Source organism: Pseudoprimorskyibacter insulae (assembly GCF_900302505.1).
In the GTDB taxonomy this organism is placed as follows: domain Bacteria; phylum Pseudomonadota; class Alphaproteobacteria; order Rhodobacterales; family Rhodobacteraceae; genus Pseudoprimorskyibacter; species Pseudoprimorskyibacter insulae.
The window spans coordinates 40,337-62,442 of sequence record NZ_OMOJ01000013.1; the positions used below are offsets into that span (position 1 = coordinate 40,337).

The following is a 22,106-nucleotide window of genomic DNA, read 5'->3' on the forward strand; positions in this document are numbered from 1 at the left end:
TGCCCGAACCGCCACCCTGAAACGTTGGCCTAGCCATTTACCAAGATCGCGCGGCCAATGATCTTGCCCCCTTCAAGACGGCTGAGCGCGGCCTCGGCCTGATCCAGCGCGAAGGGCATCGTCGGGATCGGGCGCAACGCGCCTTGGCGGGCCAGCGCGATCAACTCGGAAAATTCCGGCAAAGACCCAACATAGCTGCCCGAGATCTGCACCTCTTGCGCCTCTAGCGTGCTGGCCCCAACGGCGACCAACGGAATTCACCGCGCGCGTAATCCTCGCGGGCTTTGGCCAGAATGGCCTCGGCCCCGCCCATATAGGCGATCATCTTGCGGGCCGATGCGGCCCCCGGCAGCGGGTCCAGATGCACCGGGTTGGCGTCATACCAGCTAAGATAGCGTTGATAGATCGCCTTGGCCTTATGCTTCAGCGCCCCGTAATAGCCCCGGCAGGACCATTCGCGCTCTAACTCCGCAGGCAGATGCAGCGCCTCGGCCACCTCGTCGGGCTTGAGGCCGGGAAAGAACATGTGCATTTCGGCGGGGGCCTCGGAATCCGGGGCCATGTAGAATTCAACCTCAATACCGTCGATCACATGGGTTTCGGTCTTGTCCAGGATCACCTGCGTCGGTGCGATCAAAGACCGCGCGCACCTCACGCGTGCCGCGATGCTGGCGATACAGCTCAATCGCCGCTTTCGCTGTCTCAATCGAGGTCACGGGATCAATCACGATCAGGCCGCTGTCGCCCTCAAGGATCGTCAAAATCGCGCGTATCGTCAAAGGGCAGAGCCTTGGCCGCCGCGGCCAAAGCCGCAATCGTCGTGGGATGGGCCGCGCCCTGATGTTCGATCATGCCTGTCCTCCCATGCCATGCAATGTCATCGGGCCAGCCTAGGGGGGTGGGCAAAGGCAGAACAAACCTTTCACCGCGCCGAAAGACGCAATTCACGGATATGAAATGCGCCCCCTTAGGGCCGTTGGCAACAGGGGGCCCACCCTGATAGGGAGGGGCAAACCCCGCCCAAAAGGATTGCCAGATGTTTCAGCCCTCGCCTTCGTTCAAGACCAACCTTGATGCCCTGCCCTCGATTGATGGCATCGCGCGGATTGAATTGGTCGATGCCTCTGGCACCGTGGTTGACACGATCGAGAACCAGCCGGGCAAGAAGGGCTCGCTGGCGGTGTATCAGCACCTGAGCCAAACCTTCGGCGCGCTGAACGCTGAGGCTGCGGCCCATGGGTTGGCTGTGTTCGCTGAACATACCGCCGATGCCAAGGCCCGCCCCGGCGCGCACCCTAACATCGACCGTTTGTTCGAGATCGCAGAGGGCGGCGCGGCGCTGACGATTTCAGTGATCGCCGCCTGAACGCCTGCGCCTTTCCGGGTTAGAACCGGTATAGTTGGGCCGGATTAGTGTCGAATAACAACCCCTGCTGCGCGGGGGTCAGCACCCGTTGGCACAGATCCAGCATCGGGGCGATGCGCGGCACGGGCGGCGGCGTCATCACATGCGGCCAGTCGCTGCCCCACAGGCAGCGTTCGGGGAACGCGGCCATCAGGCGGGTGATTGGCGTTTCCAAATCATCGTAACGGTGGGCCAGTGCGCTCACCCGTGTCGGCGCCAGTTTCACCCAAACGCGGCCCGTCTCCATCAGCGCCAAAAGCGCGTCCAGATCCTTGGGGCTCTGCGGGTCGATATGGCCCATGTGGTCCAGCACCAGCGGCTGGCCCTCGGGCATCGCGCGCAGCGCATCGGTCACCAGATCGAACCGCGACGGGGCGGTGTTCAGCTCCATATGCCAGTCAAACTCGGCAACGCGGGCGGCCAGGGCGGGCAATTGGCCCAGCTGGCTGATCCCCAGCTTGGCGCTGTCTTGGATGCGGGCGGCGCGGACGCCTGCGGCGGTCATCTCGGCCAGCCCCTCGGTTTTGTCCGAGATCATCGCAACGCCGCGCGTTTCCATCCCCTTGGGCGGGGCCGTCAGCGCCTGCAACACCGCGCTATTGTCCGTTCCATCGACCGAGGCTTGAACGATCACCGCGCGGGTGATGCCGTTCGCCTGCGCCTCATCCGCCCAATAATCCGCCAAGTCCTGTTCCGGCGGGGCATAGCTGGCCCCTTCCCGCGTGATGCCCTTGGCAAAGGAATGGATATGGCAATCGCAAATCATGCCCGCCCCTTTCGGATCAGCGGCAATACCAGCACGCCAAGGGTGAACAACACGCTCAGGGCCACGAACCCGATGGCGATGGGCGAGCCAACGAAGATGCCAAGGCGTCCGCCACTGGTCAGCAGCGCCTGACGCATTGCCTGTTCCAGCGCACCGCCAAGGATCAACCCGATCAGCAGCGGCGGCAGCGGGAAGCCCGCGCGGCGCAGGACAAATCCCAGAACCCCCGCGCCCAGCATCACCCAGACGTCAAACAGCGAATTGTTGACCGAGAACGCCCCGAACACCGCCATGATCGCAATCACCGGAAACAGGTGGCGCGGCTGGATGCGGATCACATGCACCGCCACCTTGAACAGCCCAAGGCCGATCAGGATTGTCGGGATCGAGGCGAGTAGAAGCGCCTCGATGATGGCATAAACCTCGGTCCCGTGGTTGCGGAACAGGAACGGCCCCGGCGCAAGCCCGTGCAGCATAAACGCCCCAAGGATCACCGCCGTCACGGCATCGCCCGGAATGCCAAGCGACAGCATCGGCACCAAGGCCCCGCCCGTCACGGCATTGTTGGCTGCCTCGGGCGCGGCCACGCCTTCGTCGGTGCCCTGCCCGAACGCGGCGGGATTGGCGGACCGCGACCGGGCAAGCCCATAGCTCATGAAGGCAGGGATGGTTGATCCGATGCCCGGCAGAATGCCGATGAACGTGCCAATGGCCGACGAGATGGCCAGCGTCACACGCATCCGCCACATCTCGGCCCAGCCAAGGGTCGAAGGGCGCAGTTCGGCCATCTCGGCGGTGTCATTTCGGCGGGGGGCTGCGGCCTGCATCAACACTTCGGACAGGGCAAAAAGCCCGATCAGCACCGGCACCAGCGCAAAGCCGCTTTCCATGTCGAAGGAGCCGAAGGTAAAGCGCGGCGAGCCGTCGATCGGGTCCAGCCCGACCACACCCGCGCAGACACCGACCAGCACCATGATCAGCGCGTCCAGCTTGGAATCGCCGCCCAAAAGCACGATGACCAACAGCGCGAACAGGATCAGCACGGCCATTTCCGCCGGTCCGAAATCCAGCGCGACCGAGGCCAGCGGCTCGGCCAGGGCCAGCAGCACAAGGCAGCTAAAGACGTTGCCGAACACGCTGGCGAACAGGGCGATGCGCAGGGCGCGGCCCGCCTCGCCCTTTTGCGCCATCGGAAAGCCATCCAATGCCGTCGCCGCCGCCGAGGGCGTGCCCGGCACGTTCAGCAAAATCGCCGAGATCGAGCCGCCAAAAATCGCGCCTTGGTAGACCCCCAGAAGCAGCAGCATCGCCGCAATCGGGGCCATGGAAAAGGCGACGGGGATCAGCAGGGCAATCGCCATGCTTGGTCCAAGGCCGGGGATCGCGCCGATGATGACGCCAATCACAATGCCGACCAACATTGCCAGCACGACCCAGATGTCAAAAAGCGCAAGGAATGCGTCGAAAATCATTGTGGTCTCCGGCGGTCAGGGCAGCGGTACGGCCAGAATGAACCGCGCACCAAGCCCGACGATAGCCGCTGCAATCAGTGGCACGGCGATCAGGGCCAGCGGCTTACGCTCGCCAAAGGCCAGCGCGGTCACGATACCAAGGCCCGCCGCGCATGGGATAAAGCCCAGCATCGGCATAGCCCAAAGCCCCGCGATCAACGCGGCGGTCACAAGGCCAGCCCGAAACCAGCCAGCGCCCAAACCTGCCCCCCCACGCCACAGGCCCAGCCCAAGCCGCAGCCCCGCAAGCCCCGCCAAGACAATCAGCGCCACGCGGGGAAAGCTGCGCGCATCCGGCCCGTTTGAGCCGAAGCCCCACAGCGGCACCTGCGCCTCAAGCAGCAACAGGCCCGCAATGGCCCCGACCAGCAAGCCAAGGCTGGTCAGGGTGCTGGCACCAAAACGGTGCGGTTTGGCGGGGCTGGCCGTCACTTCGACAGACCCATCTGCGCGGCCACGGCGCGATAGGTCTCAAGGTTCTCGGCGATGGTCGCGGCCAGCTCCTCGCCGCTCATCAGGCGGACGGGCTGGTTCAGCTTGGTCATGAAGTCCTTGAACTCGGTCGATGCGGCGACCTCGGTGAAGGTGTCCGACAGTTTGGCCACAATCGCCGGATCGGTGCCAGCCGGGGCGAACAGGCCGACAATCGACGGGAATTCCTGATCGTGGCCGGTGTCCTTCAGCGTCGGCGCGTCGGGGAAATCGGGGTCACGGGTGCCATCCAGCACGGCCAGGATCTTAAGCTGGCCGTCTTGCACCAAGTCGCGATAGGCCGGAACCAGCGCGATATCGACGTGATGGCCCAGAACAGCGGCCGTCGCGGCGGCTGATCCTTCGAAGGGCACATGTTGCAGCGCCGCGCCGGTTTCGCCTGCCATCGCGGCAAAGGCCAGATGCGCGCCGCCCATGGCCCCCGCCGTGCCGTAGGTCAGGGTTTTGCCGCCCGAAGCCGTGGCCAGCAGATCGTCAAAGCTGTTCAGCGGGCTGTCACCGGGAACCACAACGCCGTGATACGGGCCCGAGTAGTTCAGCAGCGGAATGAAATCGGTCAGCGTGTCATAGCCCACCGGACGCAGCGCGGGGGTGACAAAGGTCGGCGACGAGGTCGAGGCAATCAGCGTGTAGCCATCGGGGGCGGCCTCGGCCACGGCACGCATGGCGTTGGTGCCACTGCCGCCGGGGCGGTTTTCCACCACGATCGAGGTGCCAAGTTTTGCCTCGGCCATTTGCGCGATCTGGCGGGCCGACACGTCGGTCGTGCCACCAGCGCCGTAAGGCACGACAATGGTGATCGTCCGGTCGGGGTAGCCTTCGGCGGTGGCGGATTGCCCGGCCAATGTCATCGCGCAGGCCAGCGCGGCCCCGACAAGGGTGTGATTGATGGTCTTGATCATCTTCATTGGCTCCTCCCAGCCATTGCTGGCGGTGGCCAGCGATTGACCCCAGTCGCGTCCAGAACGGCCAAAGGGGTGTTGTCTGCCAATCGTGATAACATCAACATTACTTAAGAAAAGCGGATAATATTGAAGTTCAGATTCAGCATTTCTGCATCAATGGCCAGCCGTCCATCACCTCAAAGCCAAAAGGCCCGCCCTGAATGCAGGGCAGGCGGCAAAGTTTCAACGGTCAATTCCGTGTCAGGCGTGGGCAAACATCTTTGCGCCGCTGATGCCCAACTCAGGCGGGAATTCGGCCTTCAGGATGCACCCGGAATCGGACTCGGTGATGTACAGCGTGCGCCCCTCTGGCCCGCCAAAAGCGCAGTTGGTCGTACCAAGCCCCTTCGGGCTGCGCACCACGGCAATCGGGCGGCCAAGCGCGTCATGCACCCAGACAAGGCCCATGCCGGTCTGGCACACCACAACCCCGCCAGCCGAGGTCAGCGCCAGCCCGTCCGGCCCCGCGCGCCCGCCCGAAAATTGCAGGAACAGCCCCGCCTTGATCACGCGCCCCGATCCGCTGAACGGCAGGCGCCACACCGCGTTGGCGCGCGTGACGGCCAGAAACAGCACATGGTCTGCCAGATCCAGCACAAGGCCGTTCGGGCTTGGCACTTTGTCGATCAGGCAATCCAGCTGGCCCGACCGCTCATCCCACCGCCACACCCGGCCCGAGGGGTCCTGTAGGCCTGTCTGCCCTTGGTCGGTGAAATAAAGCACGCCGTCGCGGTCAAAATGCAGATCGTTGCAGCCCTTGAACCCTTCGGTATCGGCATCGCCAAGCGCGGTGGTCACGGTGCCTGTGTCCGGGTCAAGCCGCATGATCCCGCGCCGATAGTCAGCCAGAAAAATCCGCCCGTCGCGGTGGATCTTTAGCCCGTTGGGCTGACCGTCATATTCGGCGATCTGCGCAACAGTCCCTTCGGGCGCGGCGCGGAACACGCGGCCAAAGGGGATATCGACGAAATACAGATTGCCCGCGCGGTCAAACGACGGCCCCTCAAGGAAGCTGTCCACCGGTTGCCCGCGCCGGTTTTTCTCGGCCCAGTAGGACGGAGTATCGGGCCGCCGAAACGGTGCGGGCAACGCAGTGAACACGGTGGCGTCGAGGACGACGGGTTCAGGAAAGGGGTAGGTCTGGGTCAATAGCTTGCCTCCGGCAGGAACAGCGCGATCTGCGGGAACGCGATCAGCAGCAGCATGAAGGACACGATAATGATGAAGAACGGCAGCGTGCCCATGATCACATCTTCAACCGTCACCTTATCGGATGAACTGGCGACCACGAACAGGATCACGCCAAGCGGCGGCGTCAGCTGGCCCAGTTCGACCAGGATCACCACGAACACGCCGAACCAGATCGGATCGACCCCAAGCGCCAGCAGCGCCGGAAAGATCACCGGCACGATGATCGCAATCATGCCCAGCCCCTCCATGAAGCAGCCAAGGATCGCAAAGGCGACCATGATGATCAGAAGGAACGTCAGGCGCGAGACTTGCGCGTTTTCCAGCGTGGCCACCAGATCCTCTCCGATGCCGGACAGGGCGGTGGCATAGGCAAAGATCATCGAGGTGAAGACGATGAACAGGATATTGCCGCTCATCGTCGCGGTGCGGGCCAGCGCCTCGCGCAGCAGATCCCACGACAGGCGATTATAGATCCCGGCTATCAGGATCGCGCCCACGGTGCCCACGGCCCCCGCCTCGGTCGGGGTGGCGAACCCGCCATAGATCGAGCCCAGAACGATCACGATCAGCATCAGGAACGGCACGATATCCAGCGCCGCGCGGCCCAGATCGGGCAGGCGCATCGGCGTGGTGTCGCGCGGCGCCAGCGCCGGATTGCGCAGGGCGCGGAACGCGATGAACCCCATATAGCACAGCGCCAACAGGATGCCCGGCACCAAGCCCGCCGCAAACAGCCGCGCGATCGAGGTTTCGGTAAAGGTGGCGTAGATGATCATGGTGATCGACGGCGGGATCAGAATGCCTAGCGTACCGCCCGCCGCCAACGATCCAGCCACCAAACGCCGGTCATAGCTGCGCGCAGTCAGTTCCGGCAGGGCCACGGTGGACATGGCCGCCGCGGTGGGGGCCGACCCGCCCGAAATAGCGGCGAAAATCCCGCTGCCCGCGATATTGGTGTGCAGCAAACCACCGGGCAGGCGGCGCATGAAGGGCGCAACGCCGTTGTAGAGCCGCGTTGACAGGCCCGAGCCAAGCAGGATTTCGGCCATCAGCACAAACAGCGGGATCGCCGCCAGTGTGAACGAGTTCGCCGCGCCCCAGCTAACAAGGCCAAGCGCCTTGAACCCGGCAGTGCCTTTCAGCAGCCAGATGTAAAACAGGCCACTGCCCGCCACGGCAAATTGCACCCACATACCGCCAACGATCAGGCCGATCAGCAGGCCAAAGGCTAGGATCGCTTCCATCAGCGGGCCTCTTTGAATGTCAAAAGGAATTTCTCGGTCACGAAGACCGCGATCACGCCAAAACCAAGCGGCAGCACCATTTGCGGAATCCACAGCGGCGTGCGCAGGACGGTGGGCGCGAATTTACCCCGCGCCAGCGAGGACAGCATCAGATCCTTGGTCTTCCACGCAAGAACGATGCAGATGAACAGCGCGACCAAGGCAAAGCCCCGCACCAGCCAACGATTGGTGCGTTCGGGGCAGCGGTCCAGCAGGAAATGCACCTGAAATAGGGTGCCCGCCCGCAGCGACAGCGCCGCGCCGAAGAAGGTCATCATCACGACGCCATAGCCCGTCAGTTCCTCGGCAAAGCCGAGCGAATAGTTGAAGCCGCCACGCAGTAGCGCCTCAAGGCAGACAAGCGAGACAAGCGCCACAAGGATCGCCGCACAAAGCGCACGGGTGGCCGTGGCCAGCGCGTCGAAAAGGGGGCCAGCCGATGCCGGCCCCGAATTGGTGTTGGGTGTCATGTCACTTGCCGATGGCGGCGCGCACGGTGGCCAAGGCGGCCACATACGCGGAGCCGTTTTCCTCGGCCCAGGCCTGCCAGAACGGCGCAAGCTTTTCGGTCGCCATGGCCACATCACCATCCGCCGCCGCAACCAGCGTCATACCCGCCGCCGATTGCGCGGCTTTCTGCGCTGCTTCGTCCTCAAGGAAGGCGGCGGTGGTGGCCGGGCCTTCTTCGGCCACGATGGCGCGCAGTGTTTGCTGGGTTTCAGGCGACAGCGCGGCAAAGCGATCGGCATTGGCAATGATCATCGAGTTGCCGTAGTTCACCGCAAACCGGTAATTGTAGGGCAGGAATTCGTGCCAATTCTTGGCCCCGCCCGCCGAGGCGGTCAGAACGCCCTCGATCACACCACGCTCAAGCGAGGTCGGCACTTCGGAGCCTGACAGGGTGATCGCCGCGCCGCCGAATTCCTCGATGAACTTGCCCTGCTCGGGCGAGGTCACGCGGATCTTGTGGCCCTTCAGATCGGCAAGGCTGCCCATCTCAAACGTGGTGAAAATCGTCTGTTCGGGATAGCGATAGCCGCCCAGCAGAACCACGCCCTGCCCTGCAAAGGCCTCGACCAGCGTCGGTTCCATCGCGGCATAGGCTTTCGCCCATTCGTCGTCATTCTCGATCAGCATCGGCAGGTTCAGCACCCGCGCAATCGGCACCGTTCCCGAGAAGAAGAAATCGGCGGCCATGTCGATGATGCCGTCGCCCACAGCCTGCGTGATATCGGACGAGGCGATTTGCAGCGTTTTGCCAAGGTGCAGATCGATCTTCAGATCGCTATCTGCCGCCACACGTTCGGTGATGCGGGTCATGCCCTTCACAGCCGAGGTCGTTGAGACCGACGAATAGGTGTAGGCCGTCCAATCGTCAGCCAAGACAGGGGTTGCCAGCAGCAAAGCGGCGCTGAGGGTGGTCAGTTTCATAGGGTTTCCTCTAGGTTTTGGTGTTTGTCTTATTTCCAAGGCGTCGTTTCCCAGATGCGCGCGGCGACGGCATCCTGGGCTTGGGCCACGGCTTCGAAATCCGCGCCAAGTGCGAAAGACATCGGGTTGCCCTGTTCGGCCATCGTGGTTTGGAACGCCTCGTTCGCGTTCACCGCGTCCAATGCCGCGCGCAGTTTTTCGGCCACGTCGACCTCTAATCCGGCGGGGGCCACGATCCCGCGCAGCGAGGACATGGTGACGTCAAAGCCCAGTTCCTTGGCCGTCGGCACATCGGGCGCAAAGGGCGAGCGTTCGTCGCCCAGAACCGCCAGTACGCGCAGTTCGTCGGGGAAGTTGGTGGTTTGGCCCAGCGTCATGGTGCCAGCGGCCACATGGCCCCCCATCAACGCCGTGCGGGCCATCGACGCGCCTTTGAACGGGACAAGCGTGAATTCGGCGCCTGCGGCCTCGGCCATCATATTGGCGGCGAAATGATCGTTCCCACCAAGGCTGGACAGGCCAACCGTGATCGCGCCCGCATCGGCCTTTGCCGCGTCCAGCAGCTGGCCCAGCGTTTCAAAGGGCGATTTGGCCGCGACGACGATGGTGTTCGGATCTTCGACGAAATTGGCCAGATAGGTATAGCTGGACACGGTGTAATCGGCGTCGCGGTCCTTGGTCAGAGCCAGCGCGGCGGGCAGGTTGAATGTGCCCAGCGTGTAGCCATCGGGCGCGGCCTTGGCGACTTCGGTAAAGCCGATCTGGCCCCCCGCGCCGGGCATGTTCTTAACCACGACCGAGCCGCCAATCGCCTCTTCGAGGAACTTGGCAACGGTTCGCGCCATCACATCGGTGCCGCCGCCAGCGGAATAGCCAACGATGATTTCAATCGGTTTCTCGGGGTACTCGGCCAAGGCGGGCGTGGCGAGGGTCAGCGCGCAAAAGACGGCGCTCAGGGTGCGTTTCATGACAAATCCTCCGGTGGTCATGGGGTGAAAAGGCTTTCGTCGATGCCGTAGGTCTGCGCGGCTGTGCGCCAGAACAGGGCATCGCGTTCGGGCTGGCCAAGCGGAGAGGCCAGCCGTTTGAAGGCGTTCCAAAGGGTGCGATAGGAGAACTGGCCCTTATCGACGGGGAAATTGCTTTCGAACATCGCGCGGTCGGGGCCGAACAGATCAAGGCAGACCTGCACATGCGGGCCCCAATCCTCGGCCAGTTGGGCCGAGTCCGGCGGCACAGGCGCATCGGCATAGCGGTGGCCCATGACGGTCAGGCCAAAGCCGCCAATCTTGATCCGAGTGTTGGGCAGCGCGGCCACCTGCGCCAAGCCCTTGCGCCACGCATCGAACGCCTCGGCGCTGCGATAGGGCGTCAGGCCCAGCGGCCCGCCGCAGTGGTCCACCACAACCGTTAGGTCCGGCACCTTGCGGGCGATCGCGGCAACCTCGGACAACTGGGTTTGATAGGCCCAGATATCCAGAACCAGCCCCGCGCGGGCCAGTTCCTGCGCCGCCTGCAAGAACGCATCGCTGCGCAGCAAGCCATCCGGCGGCGGGTTGGGGTTGGACCGGATCGCTGGATCGCCATGCCAGGCGGTGGCGTTGCGAATGCCGCGCAAACGCCCCTGCCCTGCCCCGGTCAGCGCCGCCAACACGGGCGCGACCTTGGCCCCAAGCTGCATATCGGCACAGGCGATCAGGCCCACGGGATAGCGCGGCTGCGCCTGCGTCCAGCCAAGGATCGTCTGCACCTCGCCCACAGGGCGCAGCGCCTCGGGACCATCGGTCAAATACCCGGTACGACATTGCACAAACAGGCTGGCGCGGATGTCATGCCCGTCTTGGGCGTCCGTCATCAACTCCTCGGCGCGGTAGCGTCCTTCGGGGCGGTCCCACAGGTGGTGGTGGCAGTCAAAGATCGGCTGCTCGGGCGCAAGAACAGCCTCGCGCCGCTGCGCCAGCCAATCGGGCCGCACGGGGAAATGCGGGCTTGTCATCGCGGCCCCCAAAGGAACGGCCCACTGGCCCCTTCCGTGGTTTTTAGGCTCGAACACAGGCCCATTTACGCCTGACCTTCGGCCTGTCTGGCCTTGGCCAGACGCGATTTGACCAGCGGCACCACGATCACGCCGACGGTCAGGGCGACCAGAACAAGGCTGGTGGTGTTCTGGAACAGAACCGCCCAGTCTCCGCGCCCGATGCGCAGGGCAAGGCGCAGGTTTTCTTCGGCGAAGGCGCCAAGGATCAGGCCCAGCACGACGGGTGGCAGCGGGAACTTGAGCTTGTCCATCACCCAGCCCACCGCGCCAAAGCCCAGCATCAGATAGACGTCGAACATGCGGCCATGGATCGAATACACGCCGATGACCATCAGCACGATGATGATCGCGCCCAGCAAAGGCCGAGGCAGGTTCAGCAGCTTGGCGAAGGAGTTCGTCGCCAGCGAGCCGCCCAGCAGAACCAGCAGGATCGCGCCGAACAGGAACTGCCACATGAAGCCAAAGACGATATCAGAGTTATCGCGGAACAGCATCGGCCCCGGCTGCAAGCCATGCACCAAAAGCCCGCCCAGCATCACCGCAGCCACGGCAGTGCCCGGAATCCCCAGTGTTAGAGCCGGAATCAGTGCCGATGCGGTATCGGCATTGTTGGCCACCTCGGCGGCGGCAACGCCCTCGGGCTCGCCCTCGCCCCAAGTGTCGGGGGTTTTGGAGCTACGCCGCGCCTCGTTATACGACATGAACGCCGCCATCGAGCCACCCGCGCCGGGCAGAATGCCGATCCAGATCCCGATAAGCGAGCCGCGTAGCCACGTCTTCCAGAAGCCCTTCATACGCGGCAGGGCCTTCCACAGACTTTCAGTGCCCAGCTTGTTGTCGTCCACGCCGGTCTTCAGGGGCTTTTCCAGCAGGTCGATCACCGGCGGCAGGGCATAAAGGCCGACCAGCAGGATCACGATGGAGATACCATCCAGCAGTTCCAGCTGGCTAAAGGTGAAACGGTCGTTGCCATAGATCGGATCGGACCCAACAACTGAGACAAACACACCGAAACAGGCCGAAATCAGCCCCTTGATCACGCTCCCGCCCAGTAGAAAAATGATCGAGCACAGGCCGAACACGGCGACCCAGAACACCTCGGACGGGCCAAACAGCAGTGTGACCTTGGACAGCGGCGGCGCCAGCAGCATCAGCGCAAAAGCCGAGGCAATGCCGCCCAGCGACGACGACACCACCGCCACCTGAAGCGCAAAGCCCCCCTGCCCTTTCTGGGCCATCGGATAGCCGTCAAACGTGGTGGCAACGGCGGCGGGCGTGCCGGGAATGCGCAGCAGAACGGCAGGGATCGCGCCGCCATACATCGCGCCGTTGTAAATGCCCGCCATAAGGCCAAGGGCGACCAGCGGTTCCAGCCCGAAGGTGAAGGGCACCAGCACCGAAATGGCCATGGTGGCCGACAGGCCCGGCATGGCACCAACGACAATCCCGGCAATCACACCGATGATGACGGCCGCGAAATTGGCCAGCGCAAAGACGTTGGGCAACGCGTGAAGAAGATCAGTGTACATGGGTCAGCTCCAGAACCGGCCAGCGGGGAATTCCTGGTTCATGCCCAGATCGAAAATCAGCCAGATCGCGCCGACCACAGTGACGGTCGCCACCAACAGACCCAGCGGATGGCGAAAGCCGAACAACCACGCGACGGTGGGAATGATCAGCGCCGTACTGGGGTAGAACCCGACCAGATCGCAGGCCACGGCATAGGCCACGACCAGACCAAAGGCGCCGATCACCCGTTTGGGGGATTGGGCCACGGGTGCCGCCTTCTCGCCCTTGGCGGCGCGGCGCTGGTCGGCCAGCAACAGCAGCACAGACAGGGCAATCAGCCCGATCAGCATCGCGGCAGGCAAAAGCGCCGAGATGGGGCGCAATTCAAACGTCGGGACAAGCAGCGCAGCGGCGATCACGATCAAGCCGATGGCGGTCAGGGTCTCGGGGCGCAGCACACGCGGGCGGGGCTGTGACATGGGAGTCTTCCTGTGATGAAAATGGCAGGAATGGCTGGCGGCGAGGGAGCAACGCCACCAGCCAGCGTCTAGGCGCGATGCGCCTTAGTTCCAGGGGGTCTCGGCCCACACCTTGGCGGCCAGATCGTAAAGATCCGAGGTCAGCGCCTTGAAGGCGTCGCCGCGCACGATCTCGACCGGGTTCGCGGTGTCGGCCATCGCTTTGAGGAAGTCCTGATCGCCGGAAAGCTGCTCAAACGCGGCGTCCAGCTTGGCCACCACATCACCGGGCAGGCCAGCGGGGGCCACGAACCCGCGCATCGAGCCGTTGACCAGTTCGATACCCTGTTCCTTGAAGGTCGGCAGATCGGGCGCGAAGCGCGAACGCTCTTCGGTGGCAACGCCCAGTACGTTCAACTCCTCCGTGAAGCTGGCGACTTCGGAAATGTTCAGAATGCCCATCGCCACATGGCCGCCCATAAGCGCCGTCCGCGCCGGAGCCGAGCCTTTGAACGGCACGATGGTGAATTCCGCGCCCGTCAGGGTTTGCAGCTTGATCAGCGCGAAATGGTCATCCCCGCCCAGCGAGGACATGCCAACAGTGATCGCACCCGGCGCTTCCAGCGCGGCGGCAATCAGCGCGTCGATGGTGGTCAGACCGCTGCCCTTGCCGGTGACGATCACGTTGGGATCGTTCACCACGTTGGCCAGATAGGTAAAGCTTTCGCGGTCATAGCCTGCTTCGCGGTCGATGGTGCGCGCCATCATCCCCGGCAGGTTGAACGTGCCCAGCGTATAGCCATCGGGGGCAGATCCCGCGACTTCGGTCACGCCGATCTGGCCCGACGCGCCGGGCATGTTTTTCACAACGATGCTGGCACCCTCGCCCAGATATTTTTCAATGAACAGCGCGGCGGTACGGGCCATCACATCGGTGCCGCCACCTGCGGAATAGCCAACGATCACCTCGATCGGCTTTTCGGGGTATTCGGCCAAAGCCGCGCCTGCGGCCAGAACCAGCGCTCCGGTCAGGGCGGTCGTTTTGAAGATGTTGAACATGATACTCCTCCTGTTCATGCAGTGGTTATTCGGGCATCTCGCAGCCGCGCTCTTTCAAGGCGCGGTCTACCCATGTCCGGTCGTTTGTGCCCGCTTCGATGGCGGCCATCTGTTTGATTTCTGCTGCGGATTTCGCCTGTGTCTGGGCCAGAACCGCCTCGGCCTCGGCCAGCGGCACACAATGCACGCCGTCGCTGTCACCGATCACGATATCGCCCGGATGGATGACCATGCCGCCAAGGCTGACCGGCACGTTGACCTCGCCGGGGCCGTCCTTGTAGGGGCCGCGATGCGTGACACCAACGGCCCAGGTCGGCAGGTTGAAGCTGCGGAAGAAATCAAAATCGCGGATCGCGCCATTCAGCACGAAGCCCGCCACGCCTTTCTTCATCGCATAGGCCAGCATCAACTCGCCCATCAGGGCGTTGGTCAAATCGCCGCCCGCATCGCAAACGATCACATCGCCCGGCACGGCCATGTCGATGGCCTTGTGCAGCATCAGGTTATCGCCGGGGCGGGTTTTCACGGTCAGGGCAACGCCGGCCATGGTGCCACTGCTGTGCATCGGGCGCAGCGTGGGGCCAGCGGCGGTAACGCGCGCCATACTGTCCGAGACATTGGCGACAGGCAGCTTGGCAAACGCCTCAACCAGCGCTTTCGGGGCGGTTTGGGTGCGGTTCAATACGCGGAAACCTGCGGGCATGGGATGGTCCTTTGAATTGGGTCAGACAGCAGCGGATGAGGCTGCCAGCAGCTTGCGATTGATGATGCGTTCGGGCGGCAGCGGCTGGCCTTCCAGCACTTGGAAAATACCGCGCAGGGCCTCGGTGCCGACGCGAGCGTTGGCCTCGGCGGTGACGCCTCCGATATGCGGGGTCACAACAATGCCCGGCACGTCGAAGAAAATGTGATCGGCGGCGGGCGGCTCCTTGGCGAAGGTATCCAGCCCGGCCCCCGCGATGTGGCCTGCGTTGACGGCGGCCACCAAAGCCGCCTCGTCGATCAGGCCACCGCGTGCGGTATTGACCACGAAAGCCCCCTCGGGCATCCGCGCCAGCGCCTCGGCATTGATAATCTCGCGGGTGTCGTCGGTCAGCGGGCAATGCAGCGACAGCACGTCCGAGCCTGCAAACAGATCCTCCGTGGTGGCGCAACGGCGCGCACTGACCTGCGCAAAGGCCTCGTCAGCGGCGTAAGGGTCATAGGCGATCAGGGTCAGGCCCAGCCCCTTGGCGATATGGCCCGTGGCTTGCGCAATCGCGCCAATCCCCATCAGGCCCATCGTCAGGCCCGCCAGCTCGCGGCCCTTGAAGCCCGGCTTGTCCCAGCGGCCTTGGTGCAGGCTTTCGTTCAGCGGCACCACCTTCTTGGCCACCGTCAGCAACAGGGCAATCGCGTGCTCGGCCACCGACACGGCATTCGCCCCCGTGGCGACCAGCACCGGAATACCCCGTTCGGCCGCTGCGGCAATGTCGATGTTATCGACGCCAACGCCATGCTTGGAAATCACCTTGAGGTTCGGCGCGGCATCCATCACCGAGGCATCGACCCGCCCCATCCGCGACACGATCCCCACCGCGCCGGATTTGACCATATGTTCGGCAATCACCTCGGCATCGGCATAGGGCGGGGTGTGGACAAGGGTATAGCCCTGCGCGTCCGCCAGCGCCTTGGCAGCGGGTGCTAGGTCGGGACCGGTGACAAGAATGGTCTTGCTCATGGCACATCTCTCCTGTGGCGCGACCATGGGGATGGCGCACCTGTATTGCTTTGATTTGTCTGGAAAGCCCCTGCCCTGCCTCGATCAGAGCGGCGCTATCTCCTCCGTTCCAAATGTGTTAAGCGAAAGCAGGGCTTCACAACAGCGCGTAATTTTGGTTATTAAGTTAAGAAAAACTGGATTAATGCCTTGGATACCCGCCAACTCAAGACCCTTGTCGCCATTCACACCCATGGCACCTTTGCCCAAGCCTCGGATGTTGTGCGGCTAACGCCCTCTGCCGTGAGCCAGCAGATTCACGCGCTGGAACAAGAGCTTGGCGTTACGCTTTTCGACCGCAGCAGCCGCCCGCCCAGCTTTACCCCCGAGGGGATGCAGGTGCTGGATATGGCCAAGGACATGTTGCAACGGGCCGACGACGCGCGGGCCTCGTTACGGGGGGATGTGATCGCCGGAACGCTGATGCTTGGATCGGTCCGGTCCGGAGCGCTGAACCTGCTACCGCGCGCGATTGTTCAGATGCGCGCCGAACACCCACAGTTGAAAATTGATCTGCGGGTGTCCTTTTCCTCACCGCTCATCGCAGATGTCGCCTCAGGCCGATTGGACGCGGCGGTCGTGGCTGAGCATATCGGCTTCCCGTCGGCGTTGCGCTGGTCACCCTTCCTGCGGGAACCGCTTTGGTTGATCGCGCCTCCCGGGACCAAGGTCAGCGATCCAATCACATGGTTAAACACGATGCCCTTTGTGCGCTTTGCGAGCCCCGTGCCGCTGGCCAATCTGATCGACACCGAACTGTCGCGCATGGGCGTGGTCACGCAGGACGTGGCGCAGATTGATACCATCGGATCCATCGTTACTTGCGTAAGGCAAGGTCTCGGGATTGCTGTTGCGCCCCATGCGGCACTTCAGGAGCCCGACCTTGAGACCCTCGTGCGTATCCCCTTTGGCACGCCGCAGATCGCCCGGCAAATCGGGATTGTCGAACGCGTGGCCTCATCGCGAAAAGACCTGATTGCCAGCATGCACGATGTTCTGGTTGACCTATGCGGCGAACATGGCGTGCCGAAAAGCGGCCGCTAGCGGAATGCAAAAAGGGCAGGGTTTCCCCTGCCCTTTCGGTTTGTCCCTGCGGGGACGTTAGTCATCCAACGCGGCAAGAAAGGCGGAAACGGCCTGTTCCAAACGGTGGCGGTCCACGTCGGAAAAGTCGCGGTCCATCATCAGCTCAACCTTCCCCTTACGCGCCGAGCAACGCACTGTCCCCGCGGGGACATTTAGGCGAAGCGTGGTTTTCGCGGCCCCGGTTGACGCGATGGCCGCGGGTTTGTCCCCTGCCCCTTTTGCCGCATAGACCCGCAGAACATCCAACTCGGCATCCGGTGTTTCGGCACTGATGGCGGCCAGCGATGCCTTGATCTTGGCCCCCGCCCCGCGATCATGCGACAGGCGTTTTTCCAATTGCAGCCCCAGCGCGCGCGGGATCGCTTCGGGGAATTTCAGGCTATCGCCGATCTGTTCCAGCATTGTCGCAAAGTGCCGAATGTAGCTGCGCTTTTGACGGTTGGCCGAGGCGTAGAGGATCGCAACAGCCCCCTCAACCGAGTCTGTTTCAGTCTCTGGGTCTTGGGCGTAGTTCAGAGCCAATTGCGCCATTTCGGCAAAGGAAATGTCCCGGCGGACAAGGTTTTCATCGACCATGCGGCGATAGAGGTTTTCCAGCGCTTCGCCCGTTGCGACCAGACCGGCGGGAATGCGGGCAAAGGCCTCATCCCCGGTTTCATCGAACAGGGCGCGGTAGGCCGCCAAACGGCGAAAGCCCTGCACAAGTTCATAGCCGTCGCCCACAGGTTCCACCCGGATCGGGTTCGACAAACCAATCGCGCGGATCGAGTCCTTCAACTCGTCCAGATCGGGGTCGCGGGTGGCCGACCGGTCGCGGGTCAGTTTGCTGACCTGGATCGCATCCAGCGGGATCAGATCAACGATCAGCCCCTGCTTTTTCAGTCGCACATGTTCATGCGCGAGGCGGTCATTTTCATCCCGGATCGCTTGTTCCGCCTCGGTCCGAGCACGCAACGCCCCCGCATTCTCTGAAATCGCCGTGGCCATCGGGCCGCGCCGCGCCTCGGTCGGGGCGTCAGCTTCGGGCTGCGGGGCAGGGGTGTCAGACGGGAAATCAATATCGAATACGCGACGCTTCTTCATGCCTCATCCTCCATCTTATCCCACGCCAGCAGGATGTTTGCTTTGAACTCTTCATAGGCCTGATCGAACGAGGCCCGCGCCCGGCGCCACGTTTCACGGGTCATGGACCGGTAGTCGATCTCATAGACCGAGCTTAGGAAGCGCCCCGACTGTTCGACCGCGCGGGTCAGCTCAATCGGGTGTTCGGTGATCCTGTCGCCAAAGACTTTTTGAAACGCCTGCTGCATCGCGCGGTGCAAATCGTTGCCGGTCTCAAACCGCGTCAGCAGAAACCGTACGTCCAGAAATGCCTTGGGCAAAGGCATTGTCCCCGCGGGGACAACCCCGTTGAAGGCCGTCAGATCCTCTAGCGCCTCGGATAGCTGGCCGATGAAACTGGTCGTCGAGTCATATTCCCAATAGCCGGGGCCGGACGGGATATAGAGCATATCAGCGGCGAACACGGCGTTCATCGACTGATAGCCAATCGCGGGCGGGCAGTCGAAAATGATCAGGTCATAGGCATCGCTGGGCAGGCTATCGAGGTAGCGGCTGACCGCAGCAAAGAACGACCACTCCGGGTTCAGGTGGCGATACTGGGCGCTGGCAAATTCGACAAAGGCCGCGTTGGCACAGCTTGGGATCAGATCGATCGTCGGCCAGCAGGTGGACTTGATGAAATCGCCGCCGCGCAGATCCTGCAAGCCCATCGAGGTGACGGCATCGGGCAGGCGGCGTTGGGGTAGGGCGGCGCCACTTTCGGCCCCGCGCGCGGCGCTGTTCATCCGTTCGGTTTCATTGATCAGGTCGCGGGCCATGATGCCCCAGACCGTATATTCCTCGGTCACGTCCGACAGGCCCATCGAATGCGACAGCGTGGCCTGCGGATCGAAATCGACGCAAAGCACACGGTATCCATCCAGCGCGGCGGCATGGGCAAAGTGCAGCGCGGTGGTGGACTTGCCGGCGCCGCCTTTGAAGTTGGCCACAGCCACGCGCATCGCGCGCTTGCCCGCCGGGCGTTTGGGCATCATCGACTTGCGGTTCACCTTGATACGGCGGCGCAGTTCGTTGATTTCTTCCAGCGTATACCAGCGCTGGCGGCCATCCTCTTCGACCAAGCCTTGCGGCAAGGTAGGGTCGGCGGCCAGACGCCCGCGCAGGGTGGACTGATTAACCTTGAAGATCAGCTCGGCCACTTCCCAGCTTGAAAAGCGCCGAAGCGTCTTTTCCATCTGCGGTGAAAAGGTCTGCTGGCGGATCCAGCTTTGCATTTTAAGGGACTGCGCCTGCATCTGTGCCAGATCGTTATGATTATACATTCTGCCTCCTGTCCCCGCGGGGACGCTAAATCCGGTCACTTTCCGATTTACGCCGTATTTGCAAAAAAGGCAAAAGCTAATATCGTATAAACAGACAGTTCCGCTGTTTTCAGATTTCCTTAGGAAAACAAGGTGTCAGCAGGGGAAAGCGATTCGCAGCATTAGGGGATTTCCATTGGCACCCGCGCTACGAATAGGGGACAGTTAGACCCGACCCCACCAGATAATGGGGGACAAAATCCGACAACTAGGGGACAGCCAGAGTGTCCCCCAATACCATATCAATACCCTTTCTTTCGAAATTGGATTTGGGATTTGAAGGTAAACTCCCAACACCCTTGACAGAATCGTGCTTTAGGACGCTAATTAGGCACAACAACGGAACGGCGCTGACTTCACCGCACGATCCGATAAGAAAATAATAACCATCGGGGCCCAACGTCCCATGAGCAGACACCCGCAACATCGGCGGGACAAGACAGGAAAGGCATTGGCATGCTGACGGCAAAGCCCGTAGGCCGACATGCAGCAGGGATGAAATATGACCTGCTCACGGCACTTGGCTCTTACGCCTTGTCGAAGGACAAGGGCGACCAGCGGCTGATCTTCCGCCTGATGACTCTGGTGACCGCACGCTACAATTGGGGGCGCGACCAGCTGGCCGTAGGGCAACGCGAAATCGCCCGGCTGTGGCATGTCGACGAACGCACCGTGAAACGAGAGATGGCCAAGCTCCGCGCGATGGGCTGGCTGATTGTCTCGCGGCAAGGCGCACGGGGCCGCGTCACGGAATACAGCCTTGGTCTTGATCGTATCCTTGCCGATACAACTCAGGTCTGGGCGGCGGTCGGACCTGATTTCGAAACGCGCTTGTCTGTCCCCGCGGGGACAGAATCAAACGTAGTCCCCATGACACCGAAACAGCCCATCGCCGCGCCCGAGATCAAAGACGACCATGAATGGTCTTTGGCGCGGGCGCTTTTGCACACTCAAGACAAGGCGATCTATGCCGCGTGGTTTCAGGAATTGCAGCGTGAGGGCAGGGCAGGGGGCCGCTTGCGCCTGTCGGCCCCGACCCGCTTTCACGCCAGCTATATCGCCACGCATATGAACGCGCGTCTGACGGCGGCGTGCCAGAGTGTAGACGACAGTGTGACATCGGTCGAAGTGGTCGCGCGTGGCTAAGCGCCGCCTTACCCTGTGATGGCCCAGACCGCGACAACCCACAGCGACAGCAAACCGCCCGTTATCAGCGCATAAGGGCCGTTCCAGCCCAAACCAACCTTACGCGCTGGCACCTCGCCCAAACGGGCCACCAGAACGGTGTTGGCTGTAAAGGGCGACGTCATCCCGCACAGCGCCCAACCGCAGATCAGCGCCACGCCGATGGCGGTGGCCGAGGCCCCCAAGGTTTCTGGCGCGGGCAGAAGCGAAATGATCAGCGCGACGCTCAGCAGCGGATTGGCGCCAATCTGGCCCAGCAAAGGCACAAGCCAAACCAGACCGATCAGCATCAGCCACGGCGGGATCTGTGGCATGGCACCGGCCCCAAGATAGGGGGCCATAAGGGGTGCGGCGACGGCGCCGATATAGCCCGCGCTCATCAACAGCATCAGCTCGCCTTTATAGCCGGGCAGGACTTGGGCGAGGAATGTCATGCAGGTCCGCCACAGGGGCGGCGATCCCGCGCCGCGTTGCGTGGCCATCCACGCCACCGAAAGCGCGGGTACGACGATCATCACCACGGCCACGATCCGCACGTCGAACAGGCTGTAGAGGGTGGCCACCAAAGCGGCGAGGATCAGGAAAAGCCAGACCATCGGCATCATCAGCGCCCATGTGCCTTGCACCTCGCGCGGGGGGGCGGCAGTGGTCAGCTTGGGCTTGAAGACCGTGTCCAGCGCCCATCCGGTGCCCGCGATGATGACCGATGACCCAATACCGGGCAGGGCCAGATCGAACCACGATAGGGCAGGGTAGAAAGACAGAATAACCGCCGTCGAAAAGGTCAGCGGCGACCACGTCAGAACCGAACAAAAGCCCCGGTGGATGGCCAGCAACATCCGGCGGCGGCGGTGGTAGCGGATCTCGGGGTTGGTTTCTTGTTGCGCATTGGCGCTGGCAAGGCTGCCCAGAAGCGTCACGGCGCCATAGCCCAGAAGGTTGGAATAAAGCTGCGATCCAAAGGTCAGCGACAGATAGCGCCGCCCCGGTGGTTGGCTGGCCAGAAAGCGCCCTGCCTTGGTGACCGAAGGATCAAGCCCCGCCGCATATTGCAGCGTGGCCAGCGCACAGAAATAGGCCCCAATCATGCCTGCGTTGCCAGCGGCGCGGATCAGGGCGTCAGGCGCGGCATCGGGCTGGAGCCACCACAGTGCCGCGCTCAGAAGGGCGGCCACGGCAGCAAATGCACGGCGGCCATTCGTGACGTTCGGGAACAAGACAACCGCGATGGCGACGACCAACACCGCTTCGACCAATGGCAGCGCAAGCAGATGCCATTCCCCAAGGCAGACGACGGCGAAAAGGGCTGAAAGCAGGCCCGCCAGCAGCATGTTCATGTGTCGTCTCCTGGTGATGGTGTTGGCCCTTGATCGGCAATCAAGGGCATACTGCGCACGTTCCCATACCTCGACGCGATTTTCGCGCAACTTCAACCCCGAAATGGCCTATAGCAGGATTGCCCAAACGTGATGGGGCCGCGCTGAAAGGTGGATTTCAACGACGCGCGGACTGTGACCGCAGCTTGAAAAAGGTGGGACGTCGCCGAAGGTGGGGGAAACCTTTTCC

General features: G+C 62.8%; 24 protein-coding genes. 3 read left to right on the forward strand and 21 right to left on the reverse strand.

The features are described 5' to 3' along the window. Nucleotides 1-29: 29 nt before the first annotated feature. The 3 genes from PRI8871_RS17680 to PRI8871_RS17690 are packed head-to-tail and all read right to left on the reverse strand — an operon-like array spanning nt 30 to nt 761. Nucleotides 30-251, reverse strand: a complete 222-nt coding sequence (locus tag PRI8871_RS17680) for a hypothetical protein (RefSeq protein ID WP_108887523.1) — start codon at nt 249-251, stop codon at nt 30-32. Next, nucleotides 224-619, reverse strand: a complete 396-nt coding sequence (locus tag PRI8871_RS17685; protein ID WP_181389516.1) for an alkyl sulfatase dimerization domain-containing protein — start codon at nt 617-619, stop codon at nt 224-226. Before PRI8871_RS17685 ends, PRI8871_RS17680 begins: the two co-directional genes overlap by 28 nt. Beyond that, nucleotides 576-761, reverse strand: coding sequence for an MBL fold metallo-hydrolase (locus tag PRI8871_RS17690; protein WP_219929048.1), 186 nt, complete (start codon nt 759-761; stop codon nt 576-578). The genes PRI8871_RS17685 and PRI8871_RS17690 overlap by 44 nt, the downstream gene beginning before the upstream one ends. A gap of 275 nt (nt 762-1,036) precedes the next feature. Here PRI8871_RS17690 and PRI8871_RS17695 point away from each other — a divergent pair, with 275 nt between their 5' ends. Further along, nucleotides 1,037-1,366 carry a DUF2322 family protein gene (locus tag PRI8871_RS17695; RefSeq protein ID WP_108887526.1) on the forward strand — a complete coding sequence of 110 codons (330 nt, stop codon included), beginning with the start codon at nt 1,037-1,039 and terminating at the stop codon, nt 1,364-1,366. 19 nt (nt 1,367-1,385) lie between these two features. Here the strand turns inward: PRI8871_RS17695 and PRI8871_RS17700 are convergent, their stop codons facing one another. The 15 genes from PRI8871_RS17700 to PRI8871_RS17770 form a co-directional block, all read right to left on the reverse strand. Then, a complete protein-coding gene (locus PRI8871_RS17700; RefSeq protein ID WP_108887527.1) occupies nt 1,386-2,171 on the reverse strand; it encodes an amidohydrolase family protein in 786 nt (261 codons plus the stop codon). Beyond that, nucleotides 2,168-3,643, reverse strand: coding sequence for a tripartite tricarboxylate transporter permease (locus tag PRI8871_RS17705; protein ID WP_108887528.1), 1,476 nt, complete (start codon nt 3,641-3,643; stop codon nt 2,168-2,170). The genes PRI8871_RS17700 and PRI8871_RS17705 overlap by 4 nt, the downstream gene beginning before the upstream one ends. A 15-nt stretch (nt 3,644-3,658) precedes the next feature. Beyond that, entirely contained in the window at nt 3,659-4,114 is a 456-nt protein-coding gene (locus tag PRI8871_RS17710) for a hypothetical protein (protein ID WP_108887529.1), read from the reverse strand. Continuing rightward, on the reverse strand, nt 4,111-5,082 hold the full coding sequence (locus tag PRI8871_RS17715) for a Bug family tripartite tricarboxylate transporter substrate binding protein (RefSeq protein ID WP_245897946.1): 972 nt from the start codon (nt 5,080-5,082) through the stop codon (nt 4,111-4,113). The genes PRI8871_RS17710 and PRI8871_RS17715 overlap by 4 nt, the downstream gene beginning before the upstream one ends. 237 nt (nt 5,083-5,319) lie before the next feature. Continuing rightward, nucleotides 5,320-6,267 (reverse strand): SMP-30/gluconolactonase/LRE family protein, encoded by a 948-nt coding sequence (locus PRI8871_RS17720; protein ID WP_108887530.1) that lies wholly within the window; start codon nt 6,265-6,267, stop codon nt 5,320-5,322. Next, the gene (locus PRI8871_RS17725) at nt 6,264-7,553 is read right to left on the reverse strand and encodes a TRAP transporter large permease (protein ID WP_108887531.1); all 1,290 of its coding nucleotides are present in this window, start codon (nt 7,551-7,553) and stop codon (nt 6,264-6,266) included. The genes PRI8871_RS17720 and PRI8871_RS17725 overlap by 4 nt, the downstream gene beginning before the upstream one ends. Beyond that, entirely contained in the window at nt 7,553-8,062 is a 510-nt protein-coding gene (locus PRI8871_RS17730; RefSeq protein ID WP_108887532.1) for a TRAP transporter small permease, read from the reverse strand. The genes PRI8871_RS17725 and PRI8871_RS17730 overlap by 1 nt, the downstream gene beginning before the upstream one ends. Nucleotide 8,063: 1 nt before the next feature. Further along, on the reverse strand, nt 8,064-9,023 hold the full coding sequence (gene dctP, locus PRI8871_RS17735; RefSeq protein WP_108887533.1) for a TRAP transporter substrate-binding protein DctP: 960 nt from the start codon (nt 9,021-9,023) through the stop codon (nt 8,064-8,066). A 29-nt stretch (nt 9,024-9,052) separates the two neighbouring features. Continuing rightward, nucleotides 9,053-9,991: a tripartite tricarboxylate transporter substrate binding protein gene (locus PRI8871_RS17740; RefSeq protein WP_108887534.1), complete on the reverse strand. Its 939-nt coding sequence runs from the start codon at nt 9,989-9,991 to the stop codon at nt 9,053-9,055. Nucleotides 9,992-10,008: 17 nt separating this feature from the next. After that, nucleotides 10,009-11,019: an amidohydrolase family protein gene (locus tag PRI8871_RS17745; RefSeq protein WP_108887535.1), complete on the reverse strand. Its 1,011-nt coding sequence runs from the start codon at nt 11,017-11,019 to the stop codon at nt 10,009-10,011. 65 nt (nt 11,020-11,084) lie between these two features. Then, the gene (locus PRI8871_RS17750; RefSeq protein ID WP_108887536.1) at nt 11,085-12,590 is read right to left on the reverse strand and encodes a tripartite tricarboxylate transporter permease; all 1,506 of its coding nucleotides are present in this window, start codon (nt 12,588-12,590) and stop codon (nt 11,085-11,087) included. A 3-nt stretch (nt 12,591-12,593) separates the two neighbouring features. Beyond that, nucleotides 12,594-13,049 (reverse strand): tripartite tricarboxylate transporter TctB family protein, encoded by a 456-nt coding sequence (locus PRI8871_RS17755; RefSeq protein WP_108887537.1) that lies wholly within the window; start codon nt 13,047-13,049, stop codon nt 12,594-12,596. An 84-nt stretch (nt 13,050-13,133) separates the two neighbouring features. Then, complete coding sequence (locus tag PRI8871_RS17760; RefSeq protein ID WP_108887538.1) at nt 13,134-14,087, reverse strand: tripartite tricarboxylate transporter substrate binding protein; 954 nt, start codon at nt 14,085-14,087, stop codon at nt 13,134-13,136. A gap of 25 nt (nt 14,088-14,112) precedes the next feature. Then, nucleotides 14,113-14,790, reverse strand: a complete 678-nt coding sequence (locus PRI8871_RS17765) for an RraA family protein (protein WP_108887539.1) — start codon at nt 14,788-14,790, stop codon at nt 14,113-14,115. Nucleotides 14,791-14,811: 21 nt separating this feature from the next. Further along, nucleotides 14,812-15,807 carry a hydroxyacid dehydrogenase gene (locus PRI8871_RS17770; RefSeq protein WP_108887540.1) on the reverse strand — a complete coding sequence of 332 codons (996 nt, stop codon included), beginning with the start codon at nt 15,805-15,807 and terminating at the stop codon, nt 14,812-14,814. Nucleotides 15,808-15,996: 189 nt separating this feature from the next. Here PRI8871_RS17770 and PRI8871_RS17775 point away from each other — a divergent pair, with 189 nt between their 5' ends. Continuing rightward, nucleotides 15,997-16,890, forward strand: coding sequence for a LysR family transcriptional regulator (locus PRI8871_RS17775; protein ID WP_108887541.1), 894 nt, complete (start codon nt 15,997-15,999; stop codon nt 16,888-16,890). 57 nt (nt 16,891-16,947) lie between these two features. Here the strand turns inward: PRI8871_RS17775 and PRI8871_RS17780 are convergent, their stop codons facing one another. Beyond that, on the reverse strand, nt 16,948-18,015 hold the full coding sequence (locus PRI8871_RS17780) for a ParB/RepB/Spo0J family partition protein (RefSeq protein ID WP_108887542.1): 1,068 nt from the start codon (nt 18,013-18,015) through the stop codon (nt 16,948-16,950). Beyond that, entirely contained in the window at nt 18,012-19,316 is a 1,305-nt protein-coding gene (locus tag PRI8871_RS17785; protein WP_108887543.1) for an AAA family ATPase, read from the reverse strand. Before PRI8871_RS17785 ends, PRI8871_RS17780 begins: the two co-directional genes overlap by 4 nt. Nucleotides 19,317-19,811: 495 nt before the next feature. On the opposite strand from PRI8871_RS17785, the gene PRI8871_RS17790 reads away from it, so the two are divergent. Continuing rightward, entirely contained in the window at nt 19,812-20,501 is a 690-nt protein-coding gene (locus PRI8871_RS17790) for a DnaA N-terminal domain-containing protein (RefSeq protein ID WP_108887544.1), read from the forward strand. 8 nt (nt 20,502-20,509) lie between these two features. Here PRI8871_RS17790 and PRI8871_RS17795 read toward each other — a convergent pair whose 3' ends face one another. Further along, nucleotides 20,510-21,877: a hypothetical protein gene (locus PRI8871_RS17795; protein WP_108887545.1), complete on the reverse strand. Its 1,368-nt coding sequence runs from the start codon at nt 21,875-21,877 to the stop codon at nt 20,510-20,512. Nucleotides 21,878-22,106 lie beyond the last annotated feature (229 nt).

Excerpts from the sequence above, each read along its gene's own strand:
- PRI8871_RS17750 (WP_108887536.1), bottom strand. The coding sequence starts at position 12,590 with ATGTACACTGATCTTCTTCACGCGTTGCCCAACGTCTTTGCGCTGGCC.
- PRI8871_RS17715 (WP_245897946.1), bottom strand. The coding sequence starts at position 5,082 with ATGAAGATGATCAAGACCATCAATCACACCCTTGTCGGGGCCGCGCTG.
- PRI8871_RS17730 (WP_108887532.1), bottom strand. The coding sequence starts at position 8,062 with ATGACACCCAACACCAATTCGGGGCCGGCATCGGCTGGCCCCCTTTTC.
- PRI8871_RS17705 (WP_108887528.1), bottom strand. The coding sequence starts at position 3,643 with ATGATTTTCGACGCATTCCTTGCGCTTTTTGACATCTGGGTCGTGCTG.
- PRI8871_RS17740 (WP_108887534.1), bottom strand. The coding sequence starts at position 9,991 with ATGAAACGCACCCTGAGCGCCGTCTTTTGCGCGCTGACCCTCGCCACG.
- PRI8871_RS17745 (WP_108887535.1), bottom strand. The coding sequence starts at position 11,019 with ATGACAAGCCCGCATTTCCCCGTGCGGCCCGATTGGCTGGCGCAGCGG.
- dctP (WP_108887533.1), bottom strand. The coding sequence starts at position 9,023 with ATGAAACTGACCACCCTCAGCGCCGCTTTGCTGCTGGCAACCCCTGTC.
- PRI8871_RS17765 (WP_108887539.1), bottom strand. The coding sequence starts at position 14,790 with ATGCCCGCAGGTTTCCGCGTATTGAACCGCACCCAAACCGCCCCGAAA.
- PRI8871_RS17695 (WP_108887526.1), top strand. The coding sequence starts at position 1,037 with ATGTTTCAGCCCTCGCCTTCGTTCAAGACCAACCTTGATGCCCTGCCC.
- PRI8871_RS17790 (WP_108887544.1), top strand. The coding sequence starts at position 19,812 with ATGCTGACGGCAAAGCCCGTAGGCCGACATGCAGCAGGGATGAAATAT.
- PRI8871_RS17760 (WP_108887538.1), bottom strand. The coding sequence starts at position 14,087 with ATGTTCAACATCTTCAAAACGACCGCCCTGACCGGAGCGCTGGTTCTG.
- PRI8871_RS17780 (WP_108887542.1), bottom strand. The coding sequence starts at position 18,015 with ATGAAGAAGCGTCGCGTATTCGATATTGATTTCCCGTCTGACACCCCT.
- PRI8871_RS17795 (WP_108887545.1), bottom strand. The coding sequence starts at position 21,877 with ATGAACATGCTGCTGGCGGGCCTGCTTTCAGCCCTTTTCGCCGTCGTC.
- PRI8871_RS17785 (WP_108887543.1), bottom strand. The coding sequence starts at position 19,316 with ATGTATAATCATAACGATCTGGCACAGATGCAGGCGCAGTCCCTTAAA.
- PRI8871_RS17725 (WP_108887531.1), bottom strand. The coding sequence starts at position 7,553 with ATGGAAGCGATCCTAGCCTTTGGCCTGCTGATCGGCCTGATCGTTGGC.
- PRI8871_RS17770 (WP_108887540.1), bottom strand. The coding sequence starts at position 15,807 with ATGAGCAAGACCATTCTTGTCACCGGTCCCGACCTAGCACCCGCTGCC.
- PRI8871_RS17700 (WP_108887527.1), bottom strand. The coding sequence starts at position 2,171 with ATGATTTGCGATTGCCATATCCATTCCTTTGCCAAGGGCATCACGCGG.
- PRI8871_RS17755 (WP_108887537.1), bottom strand. The coding sequence starts at position 13,049 with ATGTCACAGCCCCGCCCGCGTGTGCTGCGCCCCGAGACCCTGACCGCC.